Origin of the sequence: Fulvivirga kasyanovii, from assembly GCF_009711405.1 — a bacterium.
GTDB classification, from domain to species: domain Bacteria; phylum Bacteroidota; class Bacteroidia; order Cytophagales; family Cyclobacteriaceae; genus Fulvivirga; species Fulvivirga kasyanovii.
This window is the reverse complement of sequence record NZ_SMLW01000443.1, coordinates 1-10,731: the sequence shown is the minus strand read 5'-3', so window position 1 is coordinate 10,731 and position 10,731 is coordinate 1. Positions and strand designations below refer to the sequence as shown.

The 10,731-nt window shown below is 46.7% G+C and carries 8 protein-coding genes; 1 reads left to right on the top strand and 7 read right to left on the bottom strand.

Features of this window, described 5'->3' with window-relative positions; all coding sequences use genetic code 11:
* Positions 1–2,027 (bottom strand): penicillin-binding protein 1C (gene pbpC / locus E1163_RS07040; protein ID WP_343033773.1); only part of this gene is annotated, 2,027 nt, incomplete at its 3' end.
* Between the two features lie 182 nt (positions 2,028–2,209).
* Here pbpC and E1163_RS07035 point away from each other — a divergent pair.
* Positions 2,210–3,385 (top strand): M57 family metalloprotease, encoded by a 1,176-nt coding sequence (locus E1163_RS07035; protein ID WP_155170733.1) that lies wholly within the window; start codon positions 2,210–2,212, stop codon positions 3,383–3,385.
* Positions 3,386–3,507: 122 nt separating this feature from the next.
* Here the strand turns inward: E1163_RS07035 and ilvA are convergent, their stop codons facing one another.
* From ilvA to ilvE, 6 genes are all read right to left on the bottom strand, one after another.
* On the bottom strand, positions 3,508–4,770 hold the full coding sequence (gene ilvA, locus E1163_RS07030; protein WP_155170732.1) for a threonine ammonia-lyase IlvA: 1,263 nt from the start codon (positions 4,768–4,770) through the stop codon (positions 3,508–3,510).
* A gap of 124 nt (positions 4,771–4,894) precedes the next feature.
* The gene (gene ilvC / locus E1163_RS07025; protein ID WP_155170731.1) at positions 4,895–5,941 is read right to left on the bottom strand and encodes a ketol-acid reductoisomerase; all 1,047 of its coding nucleotides are present in this window, start codon (positions 5,939–5,941) and stop codon (positions 4,895–4,897) included.
* Positions 5,942–5,993: 52 nt separating this feature from the next.
* The gene (gene ilvN, locus E1163_RS07020) at positions 5,994–6,533 is read right to left on the bottom strand and encodes an acetolactate synthase small subunit (protein WP_155170730.1); all 540 of its coding nucleotides are present in this window, start codon (positions 6,531–6,533) and stop codon (positions 5,994–5,996) included.
* A 1-nt stretch (position 6,534) separates the two neighbouring features.
* Complete coding sequence (gene ilvB, locus E1163_RS07015; protein ID WP_155170729.1) at positions 6,535–8,265, bottom strand: biosynthetic-type acetolactate synthase large subunit; 1,731 nt, start codon at positions 8,263–8,265, stop codon at positions 6,535–6,537.
* Between the two features lie 3 nt (positions 8,266–8,268).
* A complete protein-coding gene (gene ilvD, locus E1163_RS07010; RefSeq protein ID WP_155170728.1) occupies positions 8,269–9,948 on the bottom strand; it encodes a dihydroxy-acid dehydratase in 1,680 nt (559 codons plus the stop codon).
* Between the two features lie 3 nt (positions 9,949–9,951).
* A partial coding sequence (gene ilvE, locus E1163_RS07005; RefSeq protein ID WP_155170727.1) for a branched-chain-amino-acid transaminase occupies positions 9,952–10,731 on the bottom strand: 780 nt, incomplete at its 5' end.

Below are 10,731 nucleotides of genomic sequence, written 5' to 3'. Positions count from 1 at the left end.
CTGTAGTAATACTCCTGAACAGGAGGCAATACAAACCATGAAGTATGTAACATGTTGCGTACGGGTTCACAGTCAGCATGCACACGATAGCCATCAGTATCGAGATGCACTGCTTTATGATAAGGGCAACTTTCTGTCCGGCTACCTGCTTTAATTATCTGCAATGTGTCAACAGGAGTGCAAAGCTCGGTGGCACGGTAGCCGCTCTCCCTGCATATACTCATAGGTACCATTTCGGACAATGGTTCGTCAAACCATACTGATTTGGGCAAAACATCAAAAACATCAAACATCAATGGGGCTGCAGCCTGTATACCTGTAAGTCCGGGCCTTCCCTCTCCATCCGCATTTCCTACCCATACACCTACTACATACTCTGATGTCGCCCCCACTGCCCAGGCATCCCGATAGCCAAAACTGGTACCTGTTTTCCAGGCTATTTTTTGCGATGAATCAAACATCTCCCACGATGATTCCTCTGTAGGCCGGTAAACTTCAAGCAAAGCTTCCATAGTGTGGTAGACTGCTGCAGCACTTAATATTCCTGTATCGCTCCTTTCCTCCGTATCATCAACAACCTGTCTTACATAATGAAGAGGACTGAAACTGTTATCACTGTAACGGTAGTTATCCGTGTGGGTATTATAATGGTTTAAGGTGCGCGCCAGCCCCGCGTACATGCCACTAATATCCCAAAGTGTACCTTCCGCACCGCCAAGTATCAGCGATAATCCATAGTGATCCGGGGATTTTGTCAACGTTGTCATTCCCAGCTCATTGAGCAGAGAGTGGAACTTTTCATAGCGATACTGCCTGAGCATTTGCACTGCCGGCACATTCAGCGACCGGGACAGGGCACGGTTAGCAGGCACGGCTCCGTCGTATGTTCTTGAGAAATTCTTAGGAGCAAACCCACTGATAAAAACCGGCACATCCGGAACGAGCGATGAAGGCAGGATCTGCCCTTCATCGAGCATAGCGGCATACAGAAAGGGTTTTAAAATGCTTCCCGTACTTCTTGGTGCAGTTATGATATCGACATAATTATCATGCTCACGCCCGGCCTGCTGCACGTTGCCCACATAAGCCAGCACCTCGCCCGACTGTACATGTGCCACAATAGCAGCGGCGTTATAAACTTCATTCCCTCTCAATGTACGATGATGGTTCTCCACTATTCTCGCTACCCGTCTTTGCAAAGAAATATCTATAGTACTTACAATGTTTTGCTGTTCCTTGCCGTCCTGAATGGCCCGGGTGAGCAAATGAGGAGCCAACTGTGGCAGTGGCAGAGGTTCGTCCGGTATAGATTCGGATTTGGCCAGTTGGTTAGTCAGAGAATCAATAATACTTTCGGCAAGTAGTTTATCCAGCAGCCTGTTTCTTTTGGCCCGCAGTTCATCCCGGTTCCTGCCGGGATGTATAAGGCCCGGACTGTTGGGCAGTACAGCAAGCAATGCCGCTTCTCCCCATGAAATATCCTCAGGCCCTCGGTTAAAATATCTCCATGTAGCGGAATTAAGGCCGACCACATTACCTCCAAAAGGTGCATGTGACGCATACATGTTCAGTATTTCTTCTTTAGAATACGAAAGCTCCACCCGGGTGGCCATCACGATCTCAATGATCTTTTGCCAAAGGGTTCGCGGCTTATCGCGCCTGCTAAGCCGGACGAGCTGCATGGTAAGGGTGCTGCCCCCGCTAACTACTTTGCCAGAACGCAGGTTTTGCCAGGTGGCTCGCAACAGTGCAAACGGATTGACCCCGGGGTGATAGTAAAACCCTTCATCCTCAAAGTGTATGATCGCCTCCTCAAACTTCTCGGGGACAGAGTCCATTTCGGCAAAGCGCCATTGTCCGTCAGAGGCAATTGCTGCACCCAATAGCTGTCCTTCCCTGCTCTCAATGGTAGTGGAGTAAGGGGCATCAAACAATTCATCAGGCAACAACAGGTAGTATCCGGCAACTAAAACAATACAGATAAGGATCTTATATCGTCTCTTTTTATTTTGAAAATATCTCAGCACGATGCAAAAATCGTAAATACATTTCGCTATAAAAAATAAATCGCCTTAGTCTTTTACAGGGCCATAGCGCATTTCAGGTATAAAAAATTATAACCGGAATCAGGGATTTCCAACGAAATCCATTCCACATATCTTTATAATGAATAACCAAATAAATCATTTACTAACTAAAACCAACAAAAATGAAAAAGATCAGAATTTCATTGCTGGGACTGGTAGCGCTCCTGGCTTTTGTGGTGTTCTCCTGTTCGGATGAGCCCGCGGTTGACCCCGTTCAAGAACCACAAATTAGCGAAGAAACCCTGGCCCAGTTTACTGAACTCGGCTTTGATGTCAGCGACATCAGGTTTGAAACTTTCAATAACCCGGTTACCGGAGAGTCTGAGCAGGTTTATGTGCTTGAAAACGACATCAAGATTTCTCCGAAACAACTGGCAGCTATGCTACCTGATACCCACGACGGTCCAACTACGGAGCAATACCGAACCACAAACCTGGTTAGCTCTCCCAAAACCATCAAAGTTCTCGGCTACTACGGCAGTGGCAGCAACAGTTCATACCTTGATGCTACTATGAGATCGGCCTTACAAATGGCTGTTGACAACTACAACAACCTGAACCTGGGCTTGAATTTCACATTGGCTTTTGGTACCAACTCCAGCAGCTATGATATTGTTGTTACAAGAGTTTCGGGCAACGGAGGAGGAAGAGCCGGTTTCCCTACAGGAGGAAACCCCTACAAATGGGTGGAAATACAGGCAGGAACCGTCAATTACGGAACAGATGTAGTTGAGCATGTTATGACCCATGAAATCGGACATTGTGTAGGCTTACGTCATACTGACTATTTCAACAGATCAATTTCTTGTGGATCAGGAGGCAACGAAGGCGATGCCGGAGTAGGTGCAATCCACATTCCCGGCACACCGGCCACTACAAATGTTGATATGAACTCTATCATGCTGGCCTGCTTCAATGGTTCTGAAAACGGAGAATTCAGCAACTACGATGCTACAGCGCTAACCACTTTGTACCCAGGCTCTACCAACCCTCCCGGTGATCCTACTTTAACTGTATCTCCCACTTCTGTAAGTTTCGGGTACACATCAAGCAGCCGTACCATCACTGTTTCGGCTAATGTAAACTGGACCGTAACTGATAATGCCGGCTGGATTTCTGTTTCTCCGTCAAGTGGCTCAAACAGTGGCACGTTCAACATTAGTGTATCCTCTTACAACATGGTATGCGAGCCCAGAAGAAGAGGTACTGTAACTATTGATGGTGGTGCTGCCGGTACTAAAACCATAACGGTATACCAAAGCTCAAGGCCTCTCAGACCCGGCGAACAATGCCCTTAATTTTAGTATTAACTAAATCACCTATCTATCGCATGTGCATTTAGGAAACGGGCATGCTTAAACAAAAAGGCTTCTGGCACTATGCCGGAAGCCTTTTCCTTAGGAATTATTCAACTCTGAGATTAAATTAAATAATGAAACAACTGAGGTTGGTCATTGATATATTCGTACTTAAACCTTTTCACTTCCATTCGCGACATTAAAGGCTCGAGGTCTTCCCTGTTTTGCAGTTCTATACCAATCAATGCAGGCCCTCTTTCGCGGCTATTCTTTTTGGAGTATTCGAAATGGGTAATGTCATCGTTTTTCCCCAGCACCTCGGTCAGAAACTCTCTCAATGCTCCTGCCCTCTGCGGAAAGTTTACTATAAAATAATGTTTAAGCCCCTCATATAACAAAGAGCGCTCTTTGATCTCCATGGTTCGTGTAATGTCATTATTGCTGCCGCTGACCACACACACTACGTTTTTTCCCTCAATCTCATCTTTTAGCACATTCAGTGCTGTAATCGAAAGAGCTCCGGCAGGTTCCACCACAATAGCCTGCTCATTATACAGCCTCAATATTTCTCCACATACCTGGCCTTCGGGCACGGTTATCACATCATCAAGCAGTTCCCTGCAAATTTCAAAAGTGATATCACCTACTCTTTTTACCGCAGCGCCATCCACGAACTTGTCTATGTTATCGAGGGTTACTACTTCACCTTTTTCGATGGAGTTTTTCATCGCAGGAGCGCCGGCAGGCTCTACGCCAATGATCCTGGTGGAGGGTGAGAGTACTTTAAAATAACTGGCAAGTCCTGCCGCCAGCCCACCTCCCCCGATGGGCAAAATGAGGTAATCTACAGGCTCATTGCTATCTTCCAGTATTTCTTTACCGACCGTTGCTTGTCCTTCTATGACCTTTTCATCATCAAAGGGAGGGATAAAGGCAACGTCATTCTTTTCACAAAATGCTATAGCCTCGTGAAAGGCATCGTCAAAAGTATCTCCGGTAAGCACTACTTCAATGTACTCTTTACCAAACATTTTGACCTGGGTCACTTTTTGACTAGGTGTAGGCGAGGGCATAAATATGGTGCCTTTGATCTTTTTCAGGCTACAGGCCAATGCAACACCCTGTGCATGGTTCCCTGCGCTGGCGCACGCCACACCATTCTTTAGCTGCTCCTCATCCAGGCTCTGGATCATGTTATATGCCCCCCGGATCTTGTATGACCGCACCACCTGCAGGTCTTCTCTTTTAAGCTGAATATTGGCTCCATAGCGCTCCGATAAATGGTGATTGGGCATTAACGGGGTCCTTATGGCTACACCTTTAAGGTTCTCTGCTGCCGTAAGTATGTTGTCTATGGATATTCTGTTGACTTTTGTCTGAGGCATTACTTTAGGATTTATCTCTCTCACTTTTCTATACTTCCGGAAATGGGATAGGCTATATCAGGAACCTTCTCACCAGGGTTACCCTGCAAGGCTCCTGATATAGCTTATATTGGGTAGGAAATACTTACGGGCTTTCAGGGCGAAGCTTTCTTACCTCAGCTCCTGCTTGCCAGATCTCTGATTCTCTCAGTTCTTTCAGCTCTTCTTCCAGCTTTTCACGGTAATCAGACTTGCTGTTGCTGTCTATTGATTTTTGAGCTTCGTTGCCTTTAGCTACTTCAGCATAGAGCTCTTCAAATACAGGCTTTGAAGCATCCCTGAATTTCTTCCACCAATCCAGTGCACCTCTCTGGGCTGTAGTAGAGCAGTTGGCATACATCCAGTCCATACCATTTTCTGCTACCAATGGCATCAGGGATTGGGTCAACTCTTCAACAGTTTCATTAAAAGCTTCGGATGGCGTGTGTCCGTTGGCTCGCAATACTTCATACTGAGCGGCGAAAATACCCTGGATAGCGCCCATCAATGAGCCTCTTTCCCCGGTAAGGTCACTGTAAACCTCTCTTTTGAAAGTAGTTTCGAACAGGTAACCAGAACCTACACCTATACCTAGTGCTACCACGCGCTCTTTCGCCCTGCCTGTAGCATCCTGGAATATTGCATAGCTGGAATTAAGTCCTCGTCCTTCCAGGAACATTCTCCTCAATGAAGTACCTGAACCTTTAGGAGCAATAAGGATTACGTCCACATCTTCAGGAGGTACTATACCTGTTCTTTCTTTATAAGTAATGCCAAAACCGTGAGAGAAATAAAGGGCTTTGCCCGGTGTAAGATATTTCTTTACGGTTGGCCATAGTGTAATCTGGCCTGCATCAGAAAGCAGGTATTGGATAACAGTACCTCTCTCACATGCTTCTTCTATTTCAAAAAGTGTTTTTCCTGGCTCCCAGCCATCGGCAACAGCCTTATCCCAGGTCTTAGAATCTTTTCTCTGGCCTACAATTACGTTGATGCCATTATCTTTCAGGTTCAGTGCTTGCCCGGGACCTTGTACTCCATAGCCGATCACGGCCACGGTCTCATCTTTTAGCACTTCACGTGCTTTTTCTAAAGGAAATTCACTTCTGGTAACTACTTCTTCGATTACTCCGCCGAAATTAATTTTAGCCATAGCTTAATAGTATTATTATTGTTAATTATTCTTTTTTAAATGATGGTGTCCTTCACGCGGTCACCAGTTGTTCTTCTTCCATTTCCCTGAGGTAAGATGAAAGCTTTTTCATGGGTTTTGAAACTGCCACCCTGCCGGACCTGGCAAACTCAAGTACCCCAAAAGGCTGTAGTTGTCTCAGCAACTCCTGTGTTTCTTCCTTATGCCCGGTTTTCTCGATCACTACGAATTCCGACTCAACCGTCAGCATCCGCGCATGATGGTCCCTGATCAACCGCTCAAAATTTCTACCTTCTTTCAAAGCATGGGTAGATACTTTATAAAGGGCTATCTCCTGAAAAACAGTCTCCTCATTGATATAGTAGAATGCTTTAAGTACGTCAACCAGCTTTTCAATCTGCTTTACCAGCTTCTTTACTTTCTCCTCCTCAGACTTTATTACCAGCGTATAGCGGTGCACGCCCTTGACCTCTGATTCAGAGACTGTCAGGCTCTCTATATTGATCCTTCTTCTGGTGAAAATGATGGTTATCCTGTTGAGAAGGCCGAAAAAATTCTCGGTAAATATGCTTATGGTGTATTTTCGTATCATGTTACTCTAATCTTATATCTGAAACTGCAGCCCCTGTAGGAACCATCGGAAATACGTTATCTTCTTTCTCTACAATTACTTCAAGAAGGAAAGGCCCTTCTGATTCAAGCATGGTCTTGATTCCCTCATCAAGGTTTTCCCTGCGCTCTACTTTCAGGGCAGGTATACCATATGCTTCACTGATCTTTACAAAATCAGGGTTGACCATTTCTGTAAAGGAGTACCTCTTCTCAAAAAACAATTGCTGCCACTGCCTTACCATACCCAGAAAATTATTATTGAGTATCAGGATTTTAACAGCAGCATTGGTTTGAAAAATAGTAGCCAGCTCCTGCAAGGTCATTTGAAATCCGCCGTCACCTATTACCGCAACCACTTCTCTCTCCGGACAACCCAGTTTAGCGCCCAAAGCAGCCGGCAGGGCAAAGCCCATGGTACCCAGGCCACCTGAGGTTACATTGCTTCGCGTTTTATTGAACTGAAAGTATCGTGATGCGGCCATCTGATGCTGACCTACGTCTGTTACAAGCACGCCATCTCCATTAAGTTTCTGGCTAACGCTTCTCACCACTTCACCCATAGTCATTCCCTCTTTTTGAGGAAACAGGTCCTGAGTGATTACTTTCTCCACCTCAATAGCGGCAGCTTCCCTAAAGCTATTGACCCAGTCTGCATGTTTATTAGGCAAAACCAGCTCATTCAAAGCACCTACTGCCTCCTTTGCATCTGCCACCAGGGGCACATCCGCAGGAATGATTTTGTCTATCTCCGCAGGGTCAATTTCGATGTGTATTACTTTGGCCTGTTTTGCATATTTGGAAACATCACCGGTCACACGGTCATCGAACCGCATTCCCACGGCAATCAAAACATCACACTCATTGGTCTTTATATTAGGTGCATAGTTGCCATGCATGCCTAACATACCCATATTCAACTCATGGTCAGTGGGCATTGCAGAAAGTCCCATCAATGTCCATGCAAAAGGTATATCCGCTTTTTCCACCAGGTTAAGTACTTCCTGCTCTGCCTGGGCGAGTATTACACCTTGCCCAACGAGCAGAAATGGCTTTTTGGCGTTATTGATCAACTCCGCGGCTTCCTTTGCCCGGTCCATGTACAACTTTTGGCGCGGCACATAGCTTCTTATCATCTCGCAGGGCTCGTAGCTAAAATCAAGCTGTCCGAACTGCGCATCTTTTGTGATGTCAATTAATACCGGCCCAGGTCTGCCAGAGCGGGCGATATAAAAAGCTTTGGCTATGGCTCCGGGGATGTCTTCCGCCTTTGTCACCTGACAGTTCCATTTAGTAACTGCCATAGATACGCCAAGCACGTCAGTTTCCTGAAAAGCATCAGTACCTAAAAGGTGCGATGCCACCTGCCCGGTTATACATACCAGTGGATTGGAATCTATCATGGCATCTGCCAAACCGGTGATGAGGTTAGTAGCTCCGGGGCCTGAAGTGGCAAAGCAAACGCCAACCCTACCGCTCACCCGGGCAAAGCCCTGGGCAGCATGTGTGGCCCCCTGCTCATGACGTACCAATACGTGATTGATAAAATGCTGATAATCGAATAGCGCATCATAGATGGGCATGATCGCCCCACCGGGATAACCAAAGACAGTATCGACATCTTCTGCAAGAAGCGATTGGATGACGGCCTCCGCGCCGCTCATCGTCTGTGTCATTTTTGATTCAGCTCCAACTGTTTTGGTCAGTGTGTCCATAATTTATTGATCAGTTATGCATCCCAACGATGCTGATGAAACATTTTTGGCATATTTGTAAAGTACTCCACTCGTCTTTTTCAGTGGTGGCGCTACCCATTTACTCAGCCTTTCTTTCATTTCGGCTTCGTCAATGAGTATGTCAATGGTGTCGTTCGTAGCATCTATGCGGATGATATCACCGTCTTTAACTATGGCCAGCGGTCCGCCTTCCTGTGCCTCAGGAGTTATGTGGCCTACTACAAAGCCATGCGTACCTCCCGAAAACCGGCCATCAGTGATCAGCGCTACTTCCTTGCCTAATCCTGCACCCATAATAGATGAAGTAGGCTTGAGCATCTCAGGCATACCAGGGCCGCCTTTGGGGCCTTCATACCTGATCACTACTACTTCTCCGGACTTCACCTGACCGGCTGCCAGTCCGTCGTTAGCATCAAACTCGCCTTCAAATACTCTGGCAGGACCTTCAAATACTTCCCCTTCCTTGCCGGTGATTTTTGCCACAGCACCCTCAGGAGCCAGATTTCCTTTCAGTATCCTGATATGTCCGGTGGCTTTTATAGGGTTGTCCAATGGCTTGATGATCGGCTGGCTCTCTCCCAGTCCATTTACCTCCGCAAGGTTTTCCTTAATGGTTTTGCCGGTAATGGTGAGGCAATCGCCATGTAGCAGGCCTTCTTCCAGCATCATTTTCATTACCGCAGGAACGCCTCCTTCCTTGTGCAGGTCTTCCATGAGGTACTTACCACTTGGTTTAAGGTCTGCCAACAAAGGGGTCTTTTCGCTCACTTTTTGAAAATCAGTGAGGGTAAGTGGCACTTCAAAAGCTTTTGCAATGGCCAGCAGGTGCAATACTGCATTGGTCGAACCGCCGAGTACAGTTATCAGTGCCACAGCATTCTCAAAAGATTTCGCAGTTACGATATCCCTGGGTTTGATGTCGTTGTAGATAAGGTACTTGATCGCCTCTCCTGCCCGCACACATTCATTTTCCTTTTCAGGACTTTGTGCAGGGTTAGATGAGCTGAAAGGGAGGCTAAGACCGAGAGCCTCTATAGCAGAGGCCATGGTATTGGCCGTGTACATACCACCGCATGCTCCCGGTCCCGGACAGGCATGGGAGACAATACCCTGAAAATCTTCCTGCGAAATTGAGCCCGCCATTTTCTGTCCCAAAGCTTCAAATGCAGAAACCACATCCAGCTTTTGGTCACGGTAACATCCCGGGGCAATGGTGCCTCCGTAGATCAATATCGCCGGGCGATTCAATCGCCCCATCGCCATCATTGCTCCAGGCATATTCTTATCACATCCAACTACCGCTACCAATCCGTCATATGACTGGGCATTGACTACAGTTTCAATGGAGTCAGCAATAATATCTCTTGATGGCAAGCTGTAACGCATGCCAGGTGTGCCCATAGAAATACCATCGCTAACTCCAATAGTGTTGAAGATCAGCCCTACCAGCTCATTACTGATAGTTCCTTTCTTCACTACCTTTGCCAAATCGTTCAGGTGCATATTGCAAGGGTTTCCTTCGAAACCAGTACTGACAATACCTACCTGAGGTTTTTTAAGGTCCTCATCAGAAAGGCCGATGGCATGAAGCATCGCCTGCGCGGCCGGTTGTGTAGGATCCTGAGTTACTTGTTGGCTATATTTATTTAATATTTTTTGCATTCTTTAAACGATTGTCAATCCCTGATATTCATTAAACTGTACTTTCTGTCTGTACATCAGATAGATGTTGTGTCCGGCAGAATCTTCCCAGTTGCCCTTAAACTTTTCACCATTCAGTGAGGCAATTGGAGCTACCTCCACGGCGGTACCCGTGAAGAAGGCGTTGTCTGCCCCGTACACCTCTTCTACTGTAAATTGTTTCTCTACCACACGAATGTCGAGCTCACGTGCCAGGTCAATAACTGTGGAGCGGGTAATTCCCGGTAATATATTGCCTGCCGGTGGCGTATAAAGGGTGCCATTCTTTTCGAAAAAGAAATTGGCTCCCGGGCCTTCTGCTACATTGCCATGCATGTCCAGCAGCAAGCCTTCATCATACCCCAGGCGCTTGGCCTCAGTAGTGGCAAGAATTGAATTAGTATAATGTCCGACAACTTTAGCCTCGACGTGGCAGGATTTCGGGTTAGGCCGCTGATACGAAGACACCATGACGTGCAGCGGGTTGGTACCCAGATATTTAGCCCACTCCCAGGCAGCTATAAATACGTGTGTTTCCTCTGCGGGAGTAAGCCCCATGTATGGCCCGGAATAGACCAGTGGGCGGATATAGGCATCACGAAGATTGTTTTTATCCAAAAGCTGATAGGTGATGTTGATCAGCTCTTCGGTAGAGTAAGGCAGGTTGACGTGCATTTTTTCCGCAGAGTACTGTAGCCTGTCGTAGTGCTCCTTCGCTTTGAAGATGTTACATCCGTTTACGTTTTTGTACGAGCGTATCCCCTC

Excerpts from the sequence above, each read along its gene's own strand:
- ilvD (WP_155170728.1), bottom strand. The coding sequence starts at position 9,948 with ATGCAAAAAATATTAAATAAATATAGCCAACAAGTAACTCAGGATCCT.
- ilvB (WP_155170729.1), bottom strand. The coding sequence starts at position 8,265 with ATGGACACACTGACCAAAACAGTTGGAGCTGAATCAAAAATGACACAG.
- ilvN (WP_155170730.1), bottom strand. The coding sequence starts at position 6,533 with ATGATACGAAAATACACCATAAGCATATTTACCGAGAATTTTTTCGGC.
- ilvA (WP_155170732.1), bottom strand. The coding sequence starts at position 4,770 with ATGCCTCAGACAAAAGTCAACAGAATATCCATAGACAACATACTTACG.
- ilvC (WP_155170731.1), bottom strand. The coding sequence starts at position 5,941 with ATGGCTAAAATTAATTTCGGCGGAGTAATCGAAGAAGTAGTTACCAGA.
- E1163_RS07035 (WP_155170733.1), top strand. The coding sequence starts at position 2,210 with ATGAAAAAGATCAGAATTTCATTGCTGGGACTGGTAGCGCTCCTGGCT.